At 66.3% G+C, this 23,410-nt stretch carries 23 protein-coding genes; 16 read left to right on the forward strand and 7 right to left on the reverse strand.

Annotation, left to right across the window (positions count from 1 at the left end):
- The first annotated feature begins 65 nt into the window (after window positions 1-65).
- Window positions 66-533 carry a hypothetical protein gene (locus P3W85_RS26775; protein WP_017227000.1) on the forward strand — a complete coding sequence of 156 codons (468 nt, stop codon included), beginning with the start codon at window positions 66-68 and terminating at the stop codon, window positions 531-533.
- Here P3W85_RS26775 and P3W85_RS26780 read toward each other — a convergent pair.
- The gene (locus tag P3W85_RS26780; RefSeq protein WP_276266968.1) at window positions 530-1,486 is read right to left on the reverse strand and encodes a LysR family transcriptional regulator; all 957 of its coding nucleotides are present in this window, start codon (window positions 1,484-1,486) and stop codon (window positions 530-532) included. The two genes, P3W85_RS26775 and P3W85_RS26780, sit on opposite strands and share 4 nt — an antisense overlap.
- 213 nt (window positions 1,487-1,699) lie before the next feature.
- On the opposite strand from P3W85_RS26780, the gene P3W85_RS26785 reads away from it, so the two are divergent.
- From P3W85_RS26785 to P3W85_RS26800, 4 genes are all read left to right on the forward strand, one after another.
- A complete protein-coding gene (locus P3W85_RS26785; protein ID WP_017226998.1) occupies window positions 1,700-2,527 on the forward strand; it encodes a dioxygenase family protein in 828 nt (275 codons plus the stop codon).
- Window positions 2,524-3,222: an alpha/beta hydrolase gene (locus P3W85_RS26790; protein ID WP_276266969.1), complete on the forward strand. Its 699-nt coding sequence runs from the start codon at window positions 2,524-2,526 to the stop codon at window positions 3,220-3,222. The genes P3W85_RS26785 and P3W85_RS26790 overlap by 4 nt, the downstream gene beginning before the upstream one ends.
- 90 nt (window positions 3,223-3,312) lie before the next feature.
- The gene (locus tag P3W85_RS26795) at window positions 3,313-3,747 is read left to right on the forward strand and encodes a rubredoxin (protein WP_276266970.1); all 435 of its coding nucleotides are present in this window, start codon (window positions 3,313-3,315) and stop codon (window positions 3,745-3,747) included.
- A 208-nt stretch (window positions 3,748-3,955) separates the two neighbouring features.
- The gene (locus P3W85_RS26800) at window positions 3,956-4,420 is read left to right on the forward strand and encodes a DUF4126 domain-containing protein (protein WP_276266971.1); all 465 of its coding nucleotides are present in this window, start codon (window positions 3,956-3,958) and stop codon (window positions 4,418-4,420) included.
- 58 nt (window positions 4,421-4,478) lie between these two features.
- Here the strand turns inward: P3W85_RS26800 and P3W85_RS26805 are convergent, their stop codons facing one another.
- On the reverse strand, window positions 4,479-4,742 hold the full coding sequence (locus tag P3W85_RS26805; RefSeq protein WP_276266972.1) for a hypothetical protein: 264 nt from the start codon (window positions 4,740-4,742) through the stop codon (window positions 4,479-4,481).
- A gap of 545 nt (window positions 4,743-5,287) precedes the next feature.
- Here P3W85_RS26805 and fliD point away from each other — a divergent pair.
- Window positions 5,288-6,715, forward strand: a complete 1,428-nt coding sequence (fliD, locus tag P3W85_RS26810; RefSeq protein ID WP_276266973.1) for a flagellar filament capping protein FliD — start codon at window positions 5,288-5,290, stop codon at window positions 6,713-6,715.
- A 130-nt stretch (window positions 6,716-6,845) separates the two neighbouring features.
- Complete coding sequence (locus P3W85_RS26815) at window positions 6,846-8,570, forward strand: MBL fold metallo-hydrolase (RefSeq protein WP_276266974.1); 1,725 nt, start codon at window positions 6,846-6,848, stop codon at window positions 8,568-8,570.
- 117 nt (window positions 8,571-8,687) lie between these two features.
- On the opposite strand, the gene P3W85_RS26820 is transcribed toward P3W85_RS26815, so the two are convergent.
- Both P3W85_RS26820 and P3W85_RS26825 read right to left on the reverse strand, forming a co-directional pair.
- Window positions 8,688-9,254, reverse strand: coding sequence for a TetR/AcrR family transcriptional regulator (locus tag P3W85_RS26820; protein WP_017228320.1), 567 nt, complete (start codon window positions 9,252-9,254; stop codon window positions 8,688-8,690).
- Between the two features lie 321 nt (window positions 9,255-9,575).
- Window positions 9,576-10,022, reverse strand: a complete 447-nt coding sequence (locus P3W85_RS26825; protein WP_017228318.1) for a hypothetical protein — start codon at window positions 10,020-10,022, stop codon at window positions 9,576-9,578.
- Between the two features lie 574 nt (window positions 10,023-10,596).
- Here P3W85_RS26825 and P3W85_RS26830 point away from each other — a divergent pair.
- A complete protein-coding gene (locus P3W85_RS26830; protein WP_017228317.1) occupies window positions 10,597-10,902 on the forward strand; it encodes a hypothetical protein in 306 nt (101 codons plus the stop codon).
- A gap of 112 nt (window positions 10,903-11,014) precedes the next feature.
- Here P3W85_RS26830 and P3W85_RS26835 read toward each other — a convergent pair whose 3' ends face one another.
- Together P3W85_RS26835 and P3W85_RS26840 are read right to left on the reverse strand one after the other, a co-directional pair.
- Window positions 11,015-12,265 (reverse strand): FAD-dependent oxidoreductase, encoded by a 1,251-nt coding sequence (locus P3W85_RS26835; RefSeq protein WP_276266975.1) that lies wholly within the window; start codon window positions 12,263-12,265, stop codon window positions 11,015-11,017.
- Between the two features lie 37 nt (window positions 12,266-12,302).
- Window positions 12,303-12,779 carry a hypothetical protein gene (locus P3W85_RS26840; protein ID WP_017228315.1) on the reverse strand — a complete coding sequence of 159 codons (477 nt, stop codon included), beginning with the start codon at window positions 12,777-12,779 and terminating at the stop codon, window positions 12,303-12,305.
- Between the two features lie 105 nt (window positions 12,780-12,884).
- On the opposite strand from P3W85_RS26840, the gene P3W85_RS26845 reads away from it, so the two are divergent.
- The 8 genes from P3W85_RS26845 (at window position 12,885) to P3W85_RS26880 (ending at window position 22,492) form a co-directional block, all read left to right on the forward strand.
- Window positions 12,885-13,754, forward strand: coding sequence for an AraC family transcriptional regulator (locus P3W85_RS26845; RefSeq protein ID WP_276266976.1), 870 nt, complete (start codon window positions 12,885-12,887; stop codon window positions 13,752-13,754).
- Between the two features lie 134 nt (window positions 13,755-13,888).
- Complete coding sequence (locus P3W85_RS26850) at window positions 13,889-14,326, forward strand: MarR family winged helix-turn-helix transcriptional regulator (RefSeq protein ID WP_017228313.1); 438 nt, start codon at window positions 13,889-13,891, stop codon at window positions 14,324-14,326.
- Window positions 14,327-14,368: 42 nt separating this feature from the next.
- A complete protein-coding gene (locus P3W85_RS26855) occupies window positions 14,369-15,892 on the forward strand; it encodes an efflux transporter outer membrane subunit (protein WP_276266977.1) in 1,524 nt (507 codons plus the stop codon).
- A 54-nt stretch (window positions 15,893-15,946) separates the two neighbouring features.
- Window positions 15,947-17,191 (forward strand): efflux RND transporter periplasmic adaptor subunit, encoded by a 1,245-nt coding sequence (locus P3W85_RS26860; protein ID WP_276266978.1) that lies wholly within the window; start codon window positions 15,947-15,949, stop codon window positions 17,189-17,191.
- Window positions 17,192-17,275: 84 nt separating this feature from the next.
- Window positions 17,276-18,835, forward strand: coding sequence for a DHA2 family efflux MFS transporter permease subunit (locus P3W85_RS26865; protein ID WP_276266979.1), 1,560 nt, complete (start codon window positions 17,276-17,278; stop codon window positions 18,833-18,835).
- Window positions 18,836-19,157: 322 nt separating this feature from the next.
- Window positions 19,158-20,369 carry an NnrS family protein gene (locus tag P3W85_RS26870; protein WP_276266980.1) on the forward strand — a complete coding sequence of 404 codons (1,212 nt, stop codon included), beginning with the start codon at window positions 19,158-19,160 and terminating at the stop codon, window positions 20,367-20,369.
- A 118-nt stretch (window positions 20,370-20,487) separates the two neighbouring features.
- Window positions 20,488-21,915, forward strand: a complete 1,428-nt coding sequence (locus P3W85_RS26875) for a PLP-dependent aminotransferase family protein (RefSeq protein WP_276266981.1) — start codon at window positions 20,488-20,490, stop codon at window positions 21,913-21,915.
- 139 nt (window positions 21,916-22,054) lie between these two features.
- Entirely contained in the window at window positions 22,055-22,492 is a 438-nt protein-coding gene (locus P3W85_RS26880) for a carboxymuconolactone decarboxylase family protein (protein ID WP_017229532.1), read from the forward strand.
- A 177-nt stretch (window positions 22,493-22,669) separates the two neighbouring features.
- Here the strand turns inward: P3W85_RS26880 and P3W85_RS26885 are convergent, their stop codons facing one another.
- A complete protein-coding gene (locus P3W85_RS26885; RefSeq protein ID WP_017229531.1) occupies window positions 22,670-23,194 on the reverse strand; it encodes an RrF2 family transcriptional regulator in 525 nt (174 codons plus the stop codon).
- Window positions 23,195-23,410 lie beyond the last annotated feature (216 nt).

Below are 23,410 nucleotides of genomic sequence, written 5' to 3' on the forward strand. Positions count from 1 at the left end.
GCCGCTATACTGGCGGCACCGCTGCGTCGCCGCCCAGCCCGACCCCACCCCACCCAGGAAAAAACGTGCCATTCATCATCGCCGGACTCGCACTGATCGGGGCGCTCATCTATGGCGCGATCCAGCTCTACATGACGGTGTCCGCGGCGCTCGGCGCGTTCGCGGGCGCTGCGGCGGTCCTGTTCTGCGCAGCGGTACTCGGCGGGCTGATGGCCGGCATGGTTCGTCGCTATCGCGCGATCCACGGCGTCACGGTCAAGGGGGAGCGGATACTTTCGCTAGCGCGCCCCTGGGGCTCGATCCGCATCGATGCCGAGCAAAAGCGCGGTGCGCTGGACGTCGGCGGCGCGCAGGCGCGGTTTATCTTCGCGGATATCGAAAGCGCAGAGCCACTGGCCAAGGACGGGAAATGGGCGCTGGGCCTGCATCTGGCGCACCATGCGCAAGGCGACTGGCATTTCCCGATGAAAGATCGCAAGGAAGCCCAACGCTGGGCAAAGATATTCAGCCTGGCGGCCACGCAGAAACTCTAGGTCCAGGGGGGGCGCTCCGCAGCCGGCGGGTTGCTACCCATGCCTGCCGTGTCCGCCGCGCCCCAGGATACCTCCCGAAACGCCTCTACCAGGAAATCCACCAGCCGGCGCACCTTGAGCGGGAGCTGCTTGCGCGTGGGGTACACGGCATAGACACCGATTTCGCTCGCGCGGAATTCGGGCATCAGCTCCACCAGTGCCCCGCGGCGCAGGTCGTCCTGGAGCATGAAGCACGGCTGCAGCATGATGCCGCCGTGCGCCAGGGCAATGGCGCGGCAGGTATCGCCGTTGTTGGTATGAACGCGGGCGCGCGTGCCCACGCTCACCCTGCCGTCCGGACCGTCGAAATGCCATTCGTCGCGGCCTGACCAGTTCGTATAGGCAAGCACGCGGTGCTGCGCCAGATCATGCGGGTGGGCCGGCGCGCCGTGCCGCGCCAGATAGGTGGGCGACGCGCACAGCACCATGCGCGTGGTGGCCAGCTTGCGGCTGATCAGCGCCGAGCTGGACAGGTCGCCGATGCGCACCGCCAGGTCGTAGCCTTCATCGACCAGGTCCACCACGCGGTCGTTGAGGGTGATATCCAGCTCGACCTGCGGATGCGCGGCCATAAAAGCGCTCCACAGGGGCGCGAGATGCAGGATGCCGAACGTCAGCGGCACATTGATGCGAACCAGGCCGCTCGGCTCCAGCGTGCGCGAGGTGATCTCGGATTCGGCGTCGTCGAGCGCGGCCAGCACCTCCCTGGCGCGCTGGTAGAAGATCCGCCCCTCCTCGGTGAGGGAGAGGCGGCGGGTGGTGCGCTGCAGCAGGCGCACACCCAGGCGCTGCTCCAGCGCATCCACATGCCGCGACACCGCGGCCTTGGACATGCGCAGGCCGTCTACCGCGCCCACGAAGCTGCCGGCGTCGACCACGGCAGTAAATACCGTCATTTCCAGGGCTCGGTCCATGAATTGGCCTCGGTTTGCGTCCTATTGTCTCGATTATCGGGACTATATATCACATCGCCCCCCGTTTATCTTCGGTTAGCGAGCCAATAGACTTTGGGCCATGGAAATGTCGAAATGGGCACGACCCGCTGGTGCGCAACGGCGCCGGCAGGCGGGGCCCGTTGCTTTGTTGCTGCAAGCCACGGCCAGGACCGGGGCATCCGGAGGACCCTCATGTTAACCGCACTGCCCGTGCTGTTTGTTTCCCACGGCGCCCCCACCTTCGCCGTCGAGCCAGGCCTGGCGGGCCCGCAGCTAACCCGGCTGGGCCGCGCCCTGCCGCCTGTCGATGCGGTGTTGGTGATTTCACCGCACTGGATGACGCAGGGCGAGGTGCGTGTCGCGGCCAGCGCGCAGCCCGATACCATCCACGATTTCGGCGGCTTCCCGCCGGCCTTGTACGCGTTGCGCTACCCCGCGCCCGGACACCCGGCGCTGGCCGCGCGCGCAGCCGCCCTGCTCGGCGCGGCCGGGTACCACGCCCGCCTCGATGAACGGCGCGGGCTCGATCACGGCGCATGGGTGCCGATGATGCACCTGTATCCCGAGGCCAGGGTGCCGGTATTCCAGGTTTCCCTGCCCCAGCCACTGGATCCTGCCGGCGCCCTGGCGCTCGGCCGCGCCCTGGCACCGCTGCGCGAGCAAGGCGTGCTGATCATGGGCTCGGGCAGCATGACGCACAACCTCTACGAGTTTCGCGGCCATGGCAGCGATGCCCCCTATGTGGCCGAGTTCACGGGCTGGGTGCGCGAGGCGGTGCGCACCGTCATGCGGAACGGCGACATCCAGCAGTTGATCGATTACCGCCGGCTGGCACCGCACGCCGCGCGCGCGCACCCCAGCGACGAGCACTTCCTGCCGCTGCTGGCGGCCATCGGCGCGGCCAAGGCGGGAGAACCTCTGCAAGTCATCGACGGCGGCATTACCTATGGCGTACTGTCGATGGAGTCCTACGCGATCGGCCAGTCCCGGCCGGCGCAGCGCACCCCGGAGATCCTATGACCCCCACCAGCATCGGCATCGGCCCGCTGATCGAAGACCCCACGACGGGCCTGCGCTATCGGCTGCGCGACGCGGCCCACGGCTCGCCCCCGGCAGCACGGCTGCTACTATTGCACGGCGTGGGCAGCAACGAGAACAGCCTGGCGATGGTAGCCGCGCTGATCGATCCGCGTGTGCAAGTGGTACTGGTGCAAGGCCCGCTCGTCTTCGGGCCCGGCCAGCATGGGTTTTTCGAGGTGCGCTTCCAGGGTGGTGCGCCTGCCATCGACGCTGCCCAGGCGGAGCGCAGCCGTCAGCAACTGATTGCCCTGATACGCGCGCTGCACGCCCAGGATGGCCCCCGGCCAGCGCGCACGGTGATTGCCGGCTTCAGCCAGGGCGGCATCCTCAGCGCCAGCGTCGGCCTGAGCGCGCCCGCCGACGTTGCGGGCTTCGCGGTGCTGAGCGGGCGGATCCTGCCGGAAATCGAGCCCCATATCGCGCCACGTCCAGCGCTCGGGAACCTGTCGGCCTTTATCGCGCACGGCAATCTCGACAACAAGCTGCCGGTTGCGTGGGCCGAGCGCGCCGACCAGTGGCTGGACGCGCTGGGCGTCGCGCACCTGACCCGGCGTTACCCGATCGGCCATGAACTGAACGCCGATGTCGTGGCCGATTTCAGGCAATGGCTCGCCGGCGTGCTGCGTCTGGCGTGACGGCAAGCCTGGCGGATTTGCTTTAGCATTCAGCCTCCCCCGCCAGCGGAACCGCACGGAAACCGCTGGCAAAACTCCATTTCCAACCGCATGTACAAAAAAGGCACCGCAGTAGAGATCCAGTTTTCCCCTGAGCGGCTGAACGACGGCGCGGGCGATCCATACTGGATCGACCTGACCACCGAAGAGGCACGGCAGCTGCTTTCCCTGCTGCAGGCGCGGCTGGCCGTGGGCGAGCAAGGCACGCCCGCGCCGCTCGTGTTCAGCCTGGATGAGCCGGCGCAGGCAGCGACAGGCGAACGCGGCAACGCGCCCGCGCCGGCAAAAGCCGATGTGCCCGCTTCCTGCGCCAGCGACGAATTCAAGCAGTGGGTGTGCATCATCTGCGGCTGGGTCTATGACGAGGCCGCGGGCCTTCCGGAAGACGGCATCCCGCCCGGCACGCGTTGGGAAGACGTTCCCGCCGACTGGCGCTGCCCGCTGTGCGATGTGGGCAAGGAAGACTTTGCGATGGTGGAATTCTGAGCGGCTCACGGGTCTTCCGGGAGCGAGCCCATATGCATGTGGCTGCCATGCCGCCCGCCGGCCGGCAACCTTGCCTCGCCAGGAAGGGCAATGGCGCCGGCCGATAGCATGCCCGTTGCGTGGGGTAGCGTACATGGCCGGGCCGCGCCGGGGTTTAAGCTGATGCGGGCAATGCGTCCCCTGCGCGCCAGCCTCAAGGAGAGCCTCCATGATGCTTTACCTGCTCTCGCTTCTGATCGGCATCGTGGCTGGCCTGCGCGCGATGACAGCGCCTGCCGCTGTCAGCTGGGCGATCGACGCTGGCTTGCTGGATATTTCCGGCAGTTGGCTGGCTTTCATGGGCTACCGGTTCACACCATGGCTCTTCAGCCTGCTCGCCGTGGCCGAACTGGTCACCGACAAGCTGCCCGGCACACCGAGCCGCAAGACACCGCCGCAGTTCGGCGCGCGGCTCCTGTCGGGCGGGCTCTCCGGCGCCACCATCGGCGCGGCGGGCGGCATGCTGGTTGGCGGGGCGATCCTTGGCGTCGCCGGCGCTGTCATCGGGACGCTGGGCGGCGCGGGGGGCCGGGCGCGCCTTGTCGCGTCGTTTGGCAAGGACCGTCCGGCAGCATTGGTCGAGGATATCGTCGCCGTCTTCGGCGCCGCGCTGATCGTGCTCTCGCTGGCATAAGCACCGCCATCGGTAAGCAGCCCCGAGGTCCGGCACCGCGGCGGGCAGCAGCCCGGATCTACAGCGAATCGACCAGGCTGCGGACCACTTCCGCCAGGCGCGCGGCGCGTGCGCGCCCCCTCTCGTCCAGGCCCAGCGCGTCGCCCCCGGCTAGCGCATGCAGGCCGAACGCCGCATCGGTCATATCGCGCCACGACGGGTGATCCGCGTGCATGGCCTCCAGCGCAAGCGCGCCTGCGGCCAGCCGGTCGCGATCCGGCTGGCGGCCCGCCGCCAGGTCCTCCAATACCGCAGCCGCATCGAGCAAACCCTTTCGGTTCATTTCCGCTCCCGTATGTAGTTGGCCAGGCCCGGGTCCGTGACTGCGTAACGAGCCAGGGACACACTTTGCCGCGCCGGGCCTTGCCAGTGCGGGGATGCCATTACTTGAGCGCGATAAGCGCCGCTTTCCACCCGCTATTCCGCCAATTGGCGCGGAAGACGCACCGCTACGATCTTGACTGTAAAAAGTGATGCAAACGGCTCGGATCACACTTGGCATGCAGTTCGCCGCAGCCGGGTCGGAACGATATCAGCATCTTAAGGGGCAGTGCCGTCCAACGGCTGCCCTCGCTTACCCGGATCGAACCTCGTCTCGACAGGATCACGGGCGATGCGGCAGCCAGGCGAACGGCACCGGAGTTTCTGCCCGAAGCCAGCGGCTCGTTGCAATACAGCGGACGCCTGGGGCGACGCCATCGATCAGTACTTCGCCCGAGGAAATCCGGCATGGCAGCCGTATCACCTGCCAGCTTTCGGACTTCCTGATTAGCCGGACCGCCCTGGCGGGCCGATCTCCCTCCAACACACCATTCAGAGGCTGCAATCATGGCTATTTCTTCAATCGGTGTCGGATCCAACTTAGATCTGGCCACCCTGCTGGACAATTTGCAGAAAGCGGAAGAGAAGAAGCTTACCGACCTCACCGCAAAGCAAACCACACATACCAACAAGCTGTCCGCCTATGGCCTGCTGCAAGCGTCGCTGGCGACTTTCCAGAACGCCGCCTCGGCACTGGGCATGGCAAGCCTGTACAACAGCACCACCACCACGTCCAGCAATACCGGCACGTTGACCGTATCGGCCGACAAGACCGCCGTCGCGGGCAGCTATGCGATCGACGTAACGCAACTGGCACAATCGCAGACGCTGGTATCCAAGGGCGTCGTCGACGGCACCGGCATGGCGCTGGGCAACGCCAAGATCACGATTGAATTCGGTACGACCGACGGCACCACGTTCACGCCCGGCACCGCGAAGGCCGCTTCAATCAACATCAACGGCACCAACAACACGCTGAGCGGCATCCGCGACGCCATCAACGCGTCCAACTCGGGCGTGACCGCCAGCATCGTCAATGACGGCGGCAGCACGCCCTACCGCCTTGTGCTGACCTCCAACACCACCGGCGCGGCGTCCAGCATGCGCGTCTCGGTCGACAGCAACGGCAGCGGCGACCCCAGCACGATCAGCGGCCTGCTGGCGTACGACCCCGCCGGCACCAAGGCGATGAAGGAAAACATCGCGGCTGCCGATGCCAAGCTGACCATCAACGGCATTGCCGTGACCAGCCCGACCAACACCGTGCAGGGCGCCGCCCAGGGCCTTACCCTCAACCTGGTCAGCAAGAACACCAGCACCGTCACCGTGACCACCGACACCGGCGCGATGGCCACCGCGGTCCAGAACTTCGTCACCGCCTACAACGGGCTGCAGACCACGGCCGCCAAGCTCACCTCCGTCGACCAGACCAGCAAGAGCGGCAGCATCCTGACGGGCGACGGCACCCTGCGCGCGATCCAGAACCAGCTGCGCTCCATCTTCAACACGCCGCAGACCGCCAGCAACGACAAGAGCCTGGTCAACCTGACCCAGGTTGGCATCAAATTCAATAAAGACGGCACCATGGCGCTCGATACGAGCAAGCTGAACAAGGCGCTCACCGAGAACCGCACCGGCGTGGCCCAGCTCTTCAGCGGCGTCGACGGCAAATCCGGCTATGGCAACCAGCTGTCCAATATGGCCAAATCGTTCTCCGATACGAAGGGCTTGCTGACCACCGCCACCGAAGGGGTCAACTCCAACATCAAGAACCTCAAGACCACCTACACGAAAACGTCGGCCAGCATCGACGCTACGATGGCGCGCTACCGCGCGCAGTTCCAGCAGCTCGACTCGATCATGACCAAGATGAACGCCACCAAGACCTACCTCACGCAGCAGTTCAATGCGATGAACAACTCGTCGAACAAGTAGCAAGCACCGGCGCCGCCCTGCCTGCCCGGGCGGCCCCATCGCCTGTCTCGCTTTGCCCCGGTGGCATAACCGGGCGATACCGCTACACTATCGCCTGAATCCAGCTTGGCCCACCAGGAATCCGCCGGACATGAGCGAACAAGAACAGAGCGGCAACGCCACCCCCCCATTGCGGTCAACTTCGCGGTCAACCTCGCTGCGGCACGCCGCCAGCATCCTGGTAGTACGCGATGGCGCGGCCGGCATGGAAGTCCTGCTGGTCCGGCGCGCCGAGCGCAACGACGACCGCAGCAGCGGCGCCTTCGTCTTTCCAGGCGGCACGCTCGATCCGCAAGACAAGACCCTGCACGCTCTCTGTACCGGCCTGGACGATGCCTTGGCAAGCCAGCGCCTGGGGCTGCCGGACGGCGGGCTGGATTTCTACCTCGCTGCCGTGCGCGAGTGCTTCGAGGAGGCCGGCCTGCTTTTCGCCAGCGATGCCGGCAGCCGGCTGATCGCCCTGGACCAGCTCGACGCGCAGCAGCACGACTGGTACCGGCAATCCGCCCGGCGCGGCGGCCCGGGCATGGCGCAGCTCTGCGAACGCCTGCATGTGCGGCTGGCCGTGGATCGCCTGGCGTACCACAGCCACTGGCTGACGCCGCCCGGCTTGCCCAAGCGCTTCGACACGCGCTTCTTCGTGGCCGTGGCGCCAGCCGGCCAGACCGCCGCGCACGATGGCGACGAAGCCGTGGAGCATCTCTGGGTGCGCCCGGCCGATGCCATCGATGCGGCGCGCGGGCTCAAGCTGGTGCCTGTCACACGGCGCACGCTCGCGTCGATTGCCCGCTTCGACAGCGCGCAAGCCTGTTTCGACCACGCCGCGCAGCTTCGCGATATCGTCCGCATCATGCCCCGCCTGGCCCTGGGCAGTGGCGGCCCGCGTCCCGTGCTGCCGAGCGAGCCTGCCTATCCTGAAATCGAGCGCATCGACCCGCATGGCGAGGGCCATGCGCGCTACGAGCTGGCAGCCGGTGTCCCGGTGCGCCTGTCCGATCGCATCTGGCGCGTGACCGCGAACAACGGCAGCGTGATGACCGGGCCGGGCACGAATACGTATTTCGTCGGAGATCCGGCGCGCAACGAATGGGCAGTGATCGACCCGGGCCCCGATGACGAAACCCATGTGGCCGCGGTACTGGCAGCCGCGCCGGGACCGATCCGCTGGATCCTTGCCACTCATACCCATCTCGACCACTCGCCGGCCACGCCGCGGCTCAAGGCGGCTACCGGCGCGCCGGTGCTGGGCCGGGCGGCGCCGCCTGCGTCGCGGCAAGACCAGACGTTCCAACCCGACCGCATCCTGGCGCATGGCGAGCGCCTGGTGCTAGGCAGTGGCAGCACGCTGCGCGTCGTCCATACCCCCGGGCATGCGTCCAATCATCTGTGCTTCCTGCTCGAGGAAGAAAAGACCCTGTTCACCGGCGACCACGTAATGCAGGGCTCCACCGTCGTCATCAATCCGCCGGATGGCGACATGCAGGCTTACCTGGCCTCGCTGGCCGCCCTCCAGCAGGAAGACCTCGAATGGCTCGCACCCGGCCACGGCTTCCTGATGGCCAGGCCCGGGGACGCCATCCGCACCCTGATCCGCCATCGCATGCAACGCGAAGCCAAGGTGCTCAATGCACTGCGCGAGCTGGGCGAATCCTGCCTCGACGCCCTGCTCCTGCGCGTCTACGACGATGTTCCCGAACGGATGCATCCGGTGGCGCAGCGATCCCTGCTGGCGCACCTGCACAAGCTCGCGCTGGACGGACGCGCGGTGGAGTCCGGTCAGAAGTGGCAGCTGGCGGCAGAGAACCCGGCAGGCTAGCCCGAGGGTCCGGGCAGCCGCTTCGCCGCAATAAAGAGCCGGCCCGCGAAGGGCCGGCTCTTTCACAATTCACAACTCTGCCGTACCGGGATGTGGATCCGCGCCACGCGTCCCCGCTTACTCGGAGACGGAAGCCAGCAGCAGATCGGCTGCTGCCTCGAGCCGCTCGGGAGCCCCGAACAGCCGCGCGACGATCAGGCCATTCTGCAAGGCACCGTAAATCACCTGCGCCATCGCCTTGGCCGTCACTGGAAAGACTTTGCCATAGTCCTTTTGCGCCCGCTCGATCAGCCCCATCAGCCAGGCCTCGTTCATGCGGTAGAACGCCTTGAGTTCGGCATGCACCGATTCCGGCAGGCACAGGGTTTCGGTGGAGAGCATCCCGGCCAGGCATATCTGGTCGCTACAGGCCGCTGTGCGCAGGGATTCGAGGTACCCCTCCGCCTGCGCGCGTGGCGAAAGCGAGGTATCCACGCTGCGCAGCCGCGCCGAGATGCGGGCGCTGTATTCCTTCACGGCCTCCAGCACCAGATCGTCCTTGGCGGGGAAGTAATAGTGGATGCTCGAGGTCTTGACCCCGACCAGCTCGGCCAGATCGCGATAGCTGAAACCATTGAAGCCGCGGCGGCGGATCAGCACCAGCGTGTGTTCGAGCAGTTGTTCGCGTACGGATTGCGTTTTCATAGCGCGATCTTATCTATCTATCGATAGATCCTCAAGCCAATTTCAAGTGTAACCGCAATGTGTGGCCGCAAAAAGCCCGACAATGCACATGCACGCCGGGTCAAGCCGGCAGCACTTGCGCGACCACCGTGGCCAGAGAGCCACTGGCAACGCAGAGCACCACCCAGCCGGCCAGGATCAGGAAGCTGTCGCGTAGATTCATGATGGACTCCAACTCGATTTCGATGCGATGTCTTTATGTCTTTGCCGACCCGGCTTTCAGCGACGGAACCGGTCTGGCCCGGCCCCGCCAATCACGACCATCCCGATGGGCACCAGCGCTCAGACGTTGGCGCCTTCGGTGAACACGTCAAACTTGCCGGTACGCGCGCCATCCGTGTAGGGGTCGGTGCTGCGAGCCGGGGAAGCCGAAACACCCGTGCGGTCCAGACCTGCCACGATGCGCGCGCCATCCGTGTACGGATCGAACTTGCCGGCACGCGCGCCATCGGTGAACTGGTCGACACTGCGCGCCGGCGCGGCCGATACGCCGATGCGGTCCAGACCTGCCACGATGCGCGCACCGTCCGTGTACGGATCGAACTTGCCGGTACGGGCACCGTCGGTGAAAGCGCTGCGGGTATTGGTATTGGTACGGAATTCATAACCGTAGCGGTCGCCGGCGAAGCTGCTGTCCTTCGGGCCCGAAGCCTGCGCCTGGCCAGCGGCAAAAGCAGCGGCGAGGGTAACGGCGGTGATCAGGCTCTTGGCCAAAACGTTCGTGCTCATGATGTTCTCCATTCACATTGAGGATCCGCGCTGGGGCGGAATCGAATCTGTACGCGCCGGCATCTTCTGTTCATTTGACCGTTATCTACTAGTAGATAGATGCGAAAGCCAAAAAAAACGGGAATTTCCCGGGGCACTGCGTTGGATCCTCTTTCCTGCTTCAGCTTTTCTTGCCTGGGCGGAGCAGTGGCTTCCATGCGCTGAATATTATCTACTGATAGATAGATAGTCAAGGTGTTTTTATTGCCCCGGTTACCGGCCCCTGCGCCCCCTGGAAAAAGTGCGCCAGAGCCGACAGCAGGCGGCCCTGTGCAGGAAGTGCAGATGCAACAAGGATTTACAAGCTTTTGCTTCGGCCTCCTGAAATTCACTCCTAGGATGAACTGTGCGGGGCGCAGCATTGGCACACCGTATGGAGGCATTTGCGCGCCCCGTCGGCCCTTCCGAGGTGTCTGTCCCGGCCGCCTCGCGTGCCACGGCTGGCAACCGCCCGCCCCGGCCCGATCGTTCCTTCCTGAGTCGGCAACGGCACACCTCTTCATTACCGGAGCAAACGATGCGCAGAGTACTCACAATGACGTTACTTGTTGCCGCGGCGACGGCGGCGGGCTTGAGCTACGGCCAGCAGAAGCAGGCAGACCCATACACTGACGGCGCCAAGGTGGGCAAGACCGATCCCTATACGGACGGGGCCAAGTCCGGCAAGTTCGACCCCTACACCGATGGAGCCAAGCAGTCCACGCAGATGAACCTGAACGCCACGCAGACCAAGGCCGATCCCTACACCGACGGGGCCGACAAGAGCAAGCGAGACGTCTACACGGATGGCGCCAAGACCGGCAAGCCTGATCCGTACACCGACGGCGCGAAGTCGAAATAATGACCCGAGCCGCATTCCATTGCCGTGCCGCGGTGGAGGCCATCGCGGCACGGCAATGCCGGTTCAGTCCCCATTCCTGGTTTCTGGTTCCTCGTTCCCCTCCCTGCCCCTTTCATCGCAACGCGCGCGGCGCCTGGCCGGCCAGGACCGGCTCGGGCCGTCCATGACGGCTGTCCCGCGAACCCAGCAGGACCTCGGTCGCACGCTGCGACGCCAGGATCGCGCGGGCGCCGTGTCCGCGCATGGCGGCTTCATAGCTGCCAATCGCCGCCCGCAGCGGCAAGCGGCCTGCGGCGGCCTCGCCCAGTTGCCGCGCCAGCAGGTGCGCATCGTGCAGCGCCGTGTTTGCCCCCAGGCCACCCGCCGGACTCATGCTATGGATGGCATCGCCCAGCATGGTGATGGCATTGCCTGGCCAGGCGGAAGGCACGTCGGCGGTCCTGACGGGCTGCATCGCCAGCGCGGAACGATCCCCCTCCTGGAAAAGCGCGCGCAGCCCGGCGTGCCATTCCTTCGTCGTGCGTTCCAGGCGGGCAGCGAGCTCGTCCTGGCTCAAGGCATCCCCACCTTCCCAGCCGATGCCAAGCTTTTCACGCGCGCCGACAACGGCCCAGTAAATATAGTCCTCGGGCTTGCTCAGCCGATAGCCGGCCGGCTGCGGCCGGAACCGCATCGGATCGATGATGACCGCAAGGCCGTCGCCGAAGACGATGGATGTCCGGGACGGCAGCAGATCCGAGATCCGCTCCAGCACGGTGGGGGCCGGGTAGGTCTTGCCGTAAACGCAGACAAAGCCCGTGTCGGCCGGCATGGCGGCCGGAAGGCGGCGCCTGCGCACCATCGAATTCACGCCGTCCGCCGCCACGAGCAGGTCCGATACCGAGGATAAAGCATCCGAGAAGCTGGTAAGGACACGGCCATCGTCGCCTTCGCGATAGCGCACATAGGCCTTGCCGAAATGCACGCGGTCCCCGATGCCCTCCAGCAGGATTTCGCGCAGGGTCTGGCGGTTCACGCTCAGGTCGTCCGCTTCGCACGATCCCGCCTCGCCGCTGGCCCGCCGCCATGCATCCACCCACTTTCCTCTCACGGCTTCAAGCTGGGTATCCACCAGGTTGACGCCCTGCACGGGTAGCGCACTGGTTGCCTTGAACAAGGAAAACAGCTCGGCTGGCAGGCAAGCCTCCAGTGCCTGCTGCCCCATATGGTCGATGCGGATGCGATAGCCCTGGGTACGGCTCGCCGGCGCCGCGTCCCGCTCATAGACATCGAAGGCAATGCCGCGCCGGTTCAGGGCTTGCGCCAGGCACAGCCCGCCCAGGCCAGCGCCGACGATGGAGATATGCAGAGGTGCTGCCGGCATCGCGGACGGTGCCGGCAGGACAGCGCCATTCCGGTATTCAGCGCGCGGCGTCATCTTGCGCCCCCGCATCGTCATGCGCGCGCACCGCGCTCAGGGCTGCATTACCCAGCACCAGCGCTTCGGCCATGGTGGCTGCCATCGCCACCGGCACGCCGAACGCCTTGACCGCCATCGCGGCCTGCGCCTGCATCGCCGCCCGTCTGTCCGGATCGGGCTCGATATGGATCAGTGTTCTGCACAGCTGCCCAAGCAGCGTCTTGTGCTGCTTGAGCCATATAGCCCGCCGCTTGCGGTCCTCGTGCGTTTCTTCGGCGGCATGCGGACCGTGGATCAGGACAAAGGGCCGGTCCTGCCCGACCAGGCTCGTCATCTCGTCGCACCACCGGCTTGCATAACCGGGCGGCATGGCTTCGCTACGGCTGGTCACGAGGGGAAATGCCGATACGTCATAGAGATGGAAGCTGGAAACATGGAAAGTGGAAATTTGTGAAATCCGGGAAGTCTGTCCTTGCATATCGCTCTCCTTGCGGCGCGGGATGCCTGCGCCTCGCCAGCAGTATCCCGGCGAAGCGGGTAGACTCGATAACGTTATCCTGCCTAAAAACAATGAATCTGAGCCATGCGATCCTCCTCTCCCGATGCCGCGCGCCAGGACACATCGCCGGAATCCGAGACCGCGGCCTTGCTGGCTGTCTTTGCCGACACCAGCGAGCAGCCGGACGGGCCCGCCCTGATCGCCATGCGCGGCGCAGACAAGGCCGGCAACGAGTTCCGGCTCGGCACCCGTGAACTGGGCTGGCACCGCCACCTGCGCGGCCAGTTGTTCTGCATCGACAACGGGCTGGTCCACGTCCGCACCCGCCATGGCTCCTGGCTGCTGCCGGCCCAGCGCGCGGGCTGGATTCCGCCGGGCGAAATGCACCGCGTCACCATCAGCGGCGTGCTCAGTGGCTGGAACGTATGGATTGCGCCTTCGGCCGCGCAGGATCTGCCAAGCCTGCCCTGCGTGGTGGGAATCAGCGAAGTCATGCGCGCCCTGGTCGGCCGTGCCGCTTCCTGGCCCGCGCCGTTCGAACTGGACGCAGCCCAGCAGCGCATTGCCGCGGTACTGCTGGACGAGATCCGGCAGGCGCCGCTAGAGCCCCTGCACCTGCCATTGCCGTCCGACCGGCGGGCCCGCCGGATCAGCAGCGCCATCCTGAAGCACCCCGAAGATCACCGCAGCCTGGTGGCGTGGGCAACGTGGGCAGGCCTGTCGCCGCGCACGCTTTCGCGCCTGTTCCTGAGCGAGACCGGCCTCAGCTTCGCGCACTGGCGGCAACAGGCCCGGCTCACCCACGCGCTCGAGCGGCTGGCGCGCGGCGAAGCCGTAGCCGAGGTGGCGGAGGCGCTGGGCTACGCCACGCCGAGCAACTTCATTGCCATGTTCCGCCGTGCCTTCGGCGACTCCCCGGCCCACTATTTCGCCAGCCGGGGATTGGGGGCGTAGCCGCGCCAGAAGCGGCCCCCGCGGCACCTTCCAAACCCATCCCTGGCGTGTTCGTAAAATTGTAGATTCTGACCTTGAATCTATCTGACTTATCAAATAATATCCCGTCAGCAGTCGGCAAACAGGAGAGGGCCTTGAAGCACTACACCAAAGAGAACTTCCACCTCACGCAGAGCGTCGGGTTCTTCCTCAACAAGGCCCGCAATCTCGTGCTGATGGAAATGGACGCTGCCCTGGAGGAACTGGACATCACCTCCCAGCAAATGGGCATCATCCTGTCGCTGGCACGCGGCGCGGCCAACACCCCGTTCGAACTGAGCAAGCTGCTGGTCATCGATACCGGCCTGATGACCCGCATGCTGGACAAGCTGGAGCACAAGGGCCTGCTGACCCGCTCGCGCAGCGTGGACGACCGCCGCGTGGTGAACCTGGAACTGACCGCCAAGGGCAACGGCGTCGCCGAGCGGATTCCCGAGATCGCGCCGGAGGTGCTGAACGCGCGCCTCAAGGATTTCAGCAAGCGTGAGTTCGACGAACTGCTCCGCCTGCTCGACAAATTCTCGGCCGCCTGAGCGCGCCTCTTTTTTTTAACCATTTATCTGACAAATCAGAAAATGCAAACGCAGAAATTATCCAAGGCCGGACGCACCGGACGTACCTTGCGTGCCGGCAAGGCGCTGCCCCTGCTGCTGAGCGTCTGGCTGGCCGGTTGCGCCAGCTACGCCGGCATCTCCAGCGACAGGCAGGTCACCGACGCCACGGCCCTGCAGACCGCTGCCAGCCTGCCCGCCGAGCAAGGCCGCTGGCCCGCCCCCGATTGGGCGGCGCAATTCGGCGACGCGCAGTTGCGCGCGCTGATCGCCGAAGCGATCGACGGCAGCCCGTCGATCGACATGGCCAAGGCGCGCCTTGCCGCCGCTGCCGCCTTCAGCGAAGGCGCCAACGCCAACACCTTGCCGCGCGTCGATGCCAGTTACGCCTGGACCCGCCAGCAATATTCCGGCGGCGCCCTGGTGCCGCCACCCTACGCCAGCTCCTGGCAGACCGAAAACCGTGGCCTTATCAGCGCCACCTACGAACTCGACCTGTGGGGCAAGAACCGCGAGGCCCTGGCCTCGTCGGTCTCGGCACGCCGGGCGGCCGAAGCGGAATCGGAACAGGTCAGGCTGAGCGTCAGCTCGGCGGTGGCCCGCGCCTATAACGAGCTGGCCCGCCTGTACACCCTGCGCGACATTGCCCAGGACGAAGTCGCGCAGCGCACCGCGCTGGCCCGACTCACCCATGCGCGCGCCGCCTCCGGCCTCGACACCGAAGTGGAGCAGCGCACCGCCGAAGGTGACCTCGATGCCAGCCAGGCCGCGTTGAAAGCGCTCGACGGCGCCCTCCTCGCCACCCGCTACCAACTGGGCGCCCTGCTTGGCCGCGGCCCCGACCGCGGCCTGGCCATCGCACGTCCCGCCATGGGCCCTGGCGATGAAGTCCGCCTGCCCGGCAACCTGCCGGCCGACCTGGTCTCGCGCCGCCCCGACATCGTCGCCGCGCGGTGGCGCGTGGACGCCAGCACGCACGACATCAAGGTGGCGAAAGCCGGCTTCTATCCCGACATCAACCTGAGCGCGGCCATCGGCCTCGATGCCTTCGGCTTTGGCCGTTTTCTCACTGCCGCCAGCCGCATCGCCAACGCGGGCCCGGCCATCCACCTGCCGATCTTCGACGCCGGCGCCCTGCGTGCGCAGCTCAAGGGCCGCTATGCGGAGTTCGATATGGCGGTGGCCAACTACAACCAGACGCTGATCAGCGCCCTGACCGAGGTCGCCACGCAGCTTGCCCAGATCCGCGCCATCGATGCACAGTTGGTCGACGCGGTTCACGCCGAGCAGAACAGCCGCCGTGCCCGCGACCTCGCCCTCGCCCAATATCGCCAGGGCCTGACGACCCAGCTCACGGTGCTGAACGCCGAGACCAGCACGCTGGCCCGCGCTCAGGCCGTGGCCCAGTTGCGCATGACGCGGCGCGACCGCCAGATCGCGCTGGCTGCCTCGCTCGGCGGCGGCTACACCGATAGCGCCCGCGTAGCGCCCGCCGACGTGGCCATGCGGGCCCCGGTGCCGCCCGCCGCCGCCGGACAACCGCAGTGACCGGCAACCCAGTTCCCAGATCTTGCCGCCCCCTACCGATACCGAGGTGTTGAAATGACCGAAGCTACCCAAACCGAATCCGTCGACAACCACGCCCGTGCCGGCAAGATGGCCACCCGCAAGCGCATGCTCGCCGCGCTGGGCCTGGCCTCGCTGCTGGCCGCCGGCGGCTACGCAGCCTACTACTTCCGCTACGCCGCGTATCACGAAGATACCGACGACGCCTACGTCAATGGCAACCTGGTCCAGCTCACCCCGCAGGTCAGCGGCACCGTGATCAGCGTGAACGCCGACGACACGCAGATCGTCAAGGCCGGCGAAACCGTGGTCGACCTCGACCCCGCCGATGCCCGGGTTGCGCTTGGCAACGCCCAGGCCCAGCTGGCGCAGACGGTACGCCAGGTCAGCGCCCTGTACGTCAACAACAACGTCTACCAGGCCGCGATCCAGCAACGCCAGGCCGACCTGGCAAAAGCCCGCGACGACCTGCAACGCCGCAGCCAGGTCACCGAGAGCGGCGCCGTGTCCGCCGAAGACGTGGCGCATGCCCGCGATGCGGTCAAGACCGCCGAAGCCGCGCTCGAAGCCGCCCGCCAGCAACTCGCCGCCAACCGCACCATGACCGACCAGACCACGGTTGCCGATCACCCCGCCGTACAGGCCGCCGCGGCAAAGCTGCGCGATGCGCATCTCGCCTTCGCGCGCAACACGCTGCCGGCGCCGGTGACGGGCTACGTCGCGCGCCGCTCCGTACAGGTCGGCCAGCGCGTGGCGCCTGGCGCTCCGCTGATGGCCATCGTGCCGCTCGATGGCGTGTGGGTGGATGCGAACTTCAAGGAAGTGCAGCTCCAGCATATGCGCATCGGCCAGCCGGTCGAGCTGCGCGCCGACGTGTATGGCAGCAGCGTGCGCTACCACGGCCGGGTCGTGGGCTTCTCGGCCGGCACCGGCAGTGCGTTCTCGGCGCTACCCGCGCAGAACGCCACCGGCAACTGGATCAAGGTGGTGCAGCGCCTGCCCGCCCGCATCGAGCTGGACCCGGCGGAACTGCGCGCGCACCCGCTGCAGATCGGCCTGTCCATGCAGGTCGGCGTGGATACCAGGAATCGCAGCGGCGCGCAGCTCGGCGCGGTGAAGAAGACGACTTACAGCACCAGCGTCTACAGCGGCTACGGCGAACAGGCCGATGCGGAAATCGCTCGCATCATCGCGCTGAACAGCACCGCCGGCCCGGGCACGCAATCGACGGCCATTGCCGCGAAGCAGGCGGAACCCGCTGAAAAGCGCGCTGCCCTGTAGTGCCTCGACGCGATTTTTCTGCGCCATTTATCTGTCACATCAGAAATTCATACCGCAACCAAACCGAGACCCGTCGCGTCCGCCATGGAAAACGCCAACACAACCGAACAGCCCCAGCCGCTCACTGGCGGCAAGCTGGTGCTCGCCACCTTCGCGGTGGCGCTCGCCACCTTCATGAACGTGCTCGACTCGTCGATCGCCAACGTGGCCATTCCCACCATCTCAGGCAACCTCGGCGTCTCGGTCGACGAAGGCACCTGGGTCATCACGCTGTTCGCCGCGGCCAACGCGGTATCGATCCCGCTTACGGGCTGGTTGACCCAGCGCATCGGCCAGATCCGCCTGTTCGTCGGTGCCATCCTGCTGTTCGTGCTGTCCTCGTGGCTGTGCGGCGTCGCCCCCACCCTGCCGGTCCTGCTGGCCGCGCGCGTGCTGCAGGGCGCCGTCGCCGGCCCCCTGATTCCGCTGTCGCAGGCTATCCTGCTCGGCTCCTATCCCAAGCAACGCAGCGCCACCGCGCTGGCGCTGTGGGCCATGACGGCAACGGTGGGCCCGATCGCCGGCCCGGCGCTGGGCGGCTGGATGACCGACCGCTATTCCTGGTCCTGGATCTTCTACATCAACATCCCGGTGGGCCTGTTTGCCGCCGCCGTGACCTGGATCATCTACCGCTCGCGTGAGACGCCCACCCGCGCGCTGCCGATCGACACCATCGGACTGGCCGCGCTGATCACCTGGGTGGCTTCGCTGCAGATCATGCTCGACAAGGGCAAGGACCTCGACTGGTTCCACTCGTCGCTGATCGTCGGCCTCGGCGTGGTGGCGCTGATCAGCTTTGCCTTCTTCGTGATCTGGGAATTGACCGAGGCGCATCCGATCATCGATCTGCGGCTCTTTGCCGGCCGCAACTTCCTCGGCGGCACGGTGGCGATCTCGGTGGCCTATGGCGTGTTCTTCGCCAACCTCGTCCTGTTGCCGCAATGGATGCAGCAGTATCTCGGCTACCCCGCCGTGAATGCCGGGCTGGTGACGGCGCCGCTGGGCATCTTCGCCGTGATCCTGGCGCCGGTGCTGGGCAAGATCATGCCGCGCTCCGATGCGCGGGTGCTGGCCACCCTGGCCTTCGCCGGCTTCGCGGTGGTGTTCTTCATGCGCTCGGGCTACACCACCACCGTGGATACCTGGACCCTGGTGCTGCCCACGCTGCTGCAGGGGATCCCCACCGCGCTGTTCTTCGTACCGCTGACCGCCATCATCCTGTCCGGGCTATCGCCGGACAAGATCCCCGCCGCGGCCGGCTTGTCGAATTTCGCGCGTGTGTTCACCGGAGCGGTAGGCACGTCGCTCGCCAGCACCGCCTGGAACGACCGCAATATCCTGCATCACTCGCAACTCGCCGAACAGGCCAGCCCGCACAACCCGATCTTCGTGCGCTCGGTGGAAGCCCTGCAATCGACGGCCGGCTTCAGCCACGATCAGGCGATGGCGTTCTTCGAGCGCAGCATCACCGCGCAGGCCGCGATGCTCGGGCTCAATGACATCTTCTGGATCTCGGGCGTGATCTTTATCGTCATCATCCCGCTGATCTGGCTCACCAGGCCGGCCAGGGGCGGCAATGCCGCCGCCGCTGCCGCCGCGCACTAGAGAAAGGACCAGGCCGCCTTGCCGGCGGCTCACGCCATCGCCCAGGCTGCAGGCCGTTTCGCGCAACCATCACGCCGGCATGCCCGGGACCACCCGTATCACGGGCCGTATTTTATGTTGCATTAAAAATGCTTGTTTAATAGAATCATTGCAGGTTGTTGCCACGCAACGCGTCGAAACCAGATATCGCGTTGGCAACCGCACCGAGGAACGACAAACGGGAACCAAGCGGTACCCGACCACCACGGGCGCCAGGGAGACGGGTGGCTGGCCGCAGGCGAATGTCTCCTCACCAGTCCCAACCCACCATTTGCGAGGCGCCATGCTGCCGCTGCTCCAGACCCCGCCACCGACCGGCCATGCCCCTACGGGCTATCGCGGCCACCCCGCCCTTGCGCTCGCATTCCGGCCTTTCTACCTGCTTGCGGCGGCCTTCGCCGTCGTGGCCATCGGCGTCTGGGCGGCCATCTATCTCGGCTGGTGGCCCCAAGCCGGCACCCAGCCGGCCATGGGCGGCATGCTGTGGCATGCCCATGAGATGGTGTTCGGCTTCGCCGCGGCGGTCGTGGTTGGCTTCTTGTTCACCGCCGGCAAGAACTGGACCGGCCTGCAGACACCGCAAGGCGCGCCGCTGGCCGGCCTCGCCGCCGTGTGGCTCGCCGCGCGCGTGCTGATGTGGACCGGACCGGTGTTGGCGGCTACCGTGCTGGATCTTGCTTTCCTCCTGCTCTGCGCGGCGAGCTTCCTGCGCGTGCTGGTTCGCGCCGGCAGCAAGCGCAATTACGGGCTTGCCGCTGCCCTGTTCCTGCTGTGGGCGCTGAATGCACTGTTCCATGCTGCGCTGGCCAATGGCGCTGCGCCGCTGGCCTTGCAAAGTGCCGATGCCGGGATCGGGCTGATCGTGGTCTTCATCACCGTGATCGGGGGCCGCGTGATCCCGATGTTCACCGCCAATGCCGTCGCCGGGGTACGCATCCGGCGCTCGAAGCCCATCGAGAGCAGCGTCGTCGTGCTGACGCTGGCCGCGATGACCGCCAGTATCGTGGCGCCGCTGGGCGTGGCAACCGCCGCGCTCGCGCTGCTGGCGGCCCTGGTGCAAGCGCTCCGCCTGGCCGGCTGGGGCTCGCGTCATGCCTTGCGCAAGCCGCTTGTCGCCATCCTGCACCTGGCCTATGGCTGCCTGCCGCTGGGCCTGCTGTTGCTGGCGGCTGCCGCGCTTGGCCAGGGTGACCGTTCGACCGCTTTGCACGCGCTCACCGTGGGCGCGATCGGCTGCGCCATCATGGGCATGATCACCCGCACCGCACTGGGCCATACCGGCCGCAAGCTGGAGGCCGGCACGATGGAGAAGGCGGCATACCTATGCATCGCCCTGGCCACCCTCTTCCGCGTCCTGGGGCCGCTCGCCATGCCGCAGGACAAGCCGTTCTGGATTGCCGGAGCCGCGGTGCTGTGGATGGCCGCCTTCCTGCTGTATCTGGCGAAGTACACGCCCTACCTGGCCAGGCCACGCGCCGACGCACGGGAGGGCTAGTCGGCCACGACGCATGGCGCACGGGCAACGGCGCGCGATGGCGCGATGACGCGACTGGAAACAGTCCAGACTGGCACGTAGAATCGCCCTAATTCCTACCGTTCCAGGTAACCAGCAAATGGACGTCCATCTGAGTATCCACGGCCGGCAGGGCCTGGCCGGCCAGCTTTACCGCCAGTTGCGGGCGGGTATCGTCGACGGACGGCTGGCGCCGGGCGAGCGGCTTCCCTCGACCCGGGACCTTGCAACGAAGCTGGGCGTATCGCGCAAGACCACGCTGGAAGCGTTCGAGCGGCTGATCGCAGAGGGCTACCTGCGCGCGCGCGCCGGGGACGGCACCTTTGTCTCGCACGAACTGGCCCGTCTGGCGCCGCAGCCGATGCCGCCGGGTCCCGGTTCCGGCCCGATCTGGGAAACGTTGCCCGATGTCTTGCCCAGGACGGCGCCGGATGCCAGGCCGGCATTCGACTTCGTGAGTGGCGTCACCGACAAGACCTTGTTCCCCTTCGACAAATGGCGCAGCTGCGTCGGCCACGCCTTGCGCCTGCAAGCGCGCGGGCAAGGCGCCTACCGGGACCCTGCCGGGGAGCCGGATCTGCGGCTCGCGGTGTCGCGCTATCTGGCGTTCAGCCGCGCCGTGGTCAGCAACTGGCAAGACGTTATCGTCACGCAGGGTGCGCAGCAGGCGATCGACCTGATGGCGCGCGTGGTGATTCGTCCCGGCGACGTGGTGGCGGTGGAAGATCCCGGCTATCCGCCCGCGCGCATCGCCTTCTCGGCGCTCGGCGCGCAACTCGCCTGTGTCCCGGTGGATGCACAGGGGCTGGTGGTGGACGCGCTGCCGGACAACGCGCGCCTTGTCTACGTCACGCCTTCCCACCAGTTTCCGCTGGGCATGGCCATGAGCCTGGAGCGCCGCGTCGCACTGCTCGAATGGGCGCAACGCCGTGGCGCGCTGGTGCTGGAAGACGACTACGACGGCGAGTTCCGTTTCGCGGGCCGCCCGATGGATTCGCTCAAGAGCCTGGACAACGCTGGCGTGGTGGCGTACGTCGGCACCTTTTCCAAGACGATCTTTCCGGAACTGCGCATCGGCTACATCATCCCGCCGCCACCCCTCGGCAATGCCATGCGCCGCGCCAAGCAGGTCGGTGACTGGCACAGCTGCACCCTGACGCAGACGGCGCTGGCCAAGTTCATGCTCGACGGCTATTTCGCCAAGCACCTGCGACGCATGCACAAGGAGTACGCCGCGCGCCGGGCGGCCTTGCTCGATCACCTGGACGGCCCGCTGGCGCCGTGGTTCGCGCCCAACGCGCCGGCTGCGGGCATCCACCTCGTTGCCCACCTGAACAGAGCGCAGGACGAAGGGGCGGTGATCGCGCGCGCTGCCACCGCATCGATCGGCCTCTATGGCATCGCGGGCATGTACGGTGGGCAAGCGCCGGTGCCCGGGATACTGTTCGGCTACGGCGGCATCGGCGTGGCCGATATCCATGCCGGCATGGCAAAGCTGGCCAATGCGATGGCAGCAGCACGCCCATAGCCGCCCCGTCCGGACTTCGCCACGCGTGGCCACTGGTTACCTGAAATTACTGGAAAATGGCTCTTTTATATAACCAGTTGCCGTCCTAACCTTGCTCCTGTCACGTCGCCACCCCGGCGGCACAAAACCGGAGCAATTCATGGAACCACGCCTCGATTACTACAAAGCCAGTCCCGCCGCCATCAAGGCCCTGATTGGCCTGGAAGAGCGGATCGCCAAGAGCGGCCTGGAGCAGCCGCTGGTGGAACTGGTCCGTCTGCGCGCCTCGCAGATCAATGGCTGCGCCTATTGCATCGACCTGCATTCCACCGACGCGCGCAAGGGCGGCGAGGACGACCGCCGCCTGGCAACCCTGGCGGTCTGGCGCGAAACACCTTTCTTCTCGGCGCGCGAGCAAGCCGCGCTGGCCTGGACGGAAGCCGTCACGCTGGTGGCCCGGGACCATGTGCCCGATGCTGCCTGGGAGGCCGTTCGCCCGCACTTCAGCGACGCCGAGCTGGTCGACCTGACGCTGCTGATCTCGGCGATCAATAGCTGGAACCGCTTCGCTATCTCGTTCCGCAAGACGCCGGCCTGACCCCGGGGAGACATCGGTCATGAGCCGATCGATACTGCCCATCCCCTTTCGGGCGGGCTAGCCCGGAGGGCGGCGGAACGCGATACCGAAGCGGTCAAGGCTATCGGGCTATCGATCGCAGCGACCGGCGCCTGTCGAGGCGAACCAGCGATCCGGTGCCGGGCCGGTTGGCCGTCGTTACTGTGAGCCGGTCTCGCCGGCTGTCTTCCGGGAAGGATGCGCCTTGCGAACCATGCCCTTGACGGGGATGCCTGCCAGGGAGGCTGCTTCACCCTGCCCAAGCGCACGGTTCAGCGCCGCGGGCTTCTCCACCAGGTCTTGCAGGGTATAGGCATCCAGCACCTCGAAGTAGGCCCGCAGCGCAGCCGACAACACCCCGCGCAAGCCGCACACCCGGGTGATGATGCAGTGGTTGTCATCGCCCTGGAAGCATTCCACCAGGTGGAAATCCGACTCCATGGTCCGGATCACCTCCCCCACATTGATCCCGGCCGCAGGCCTGCCAAGCTCGATGCCGCCCGCGCGGCCGCGCACGGTGTGCAGGAAGCCGGCCTGGCCAAGCTTCTGCACGATCTTGATCAGGTGGTTCTTGGGAATGCCGAATGCATCCGCGACACGCTGTATCGTGACCAGCTCGCCCGGATGGACCGCAACGTAGATCAGGGTCCGCAGACTGTAGTCGGTGTAGTCGGTCAGTCTCATGGATAGGAGTCCGGCTGGCGGACATGATGTGCGTGGCAGCCGGGATGAACTTCCGGCACGGATTGCGCCTTATCCTTATCGTGAAGGCCATCGCAGTCTAACATGGCCCCCGGATACATCTTTCTGCACTGCCGCGAATTTTATGTTGCATATAAAATGCATGTTTAATAAAATGGCCTTCAGGGCGTCGCAACGAGATCGCACGCCACCACCGCA

It is taken from the genome of Cupriavidus basilensis (assembly GCF_029335485.1).
Classification (GTDB): Bacteria; Pseudomonadota; Gammaproteobacteria; order Burkholderiales; family Burkholderiaceae; genus Cupriavidus; species Cupriavidus basilensis_E.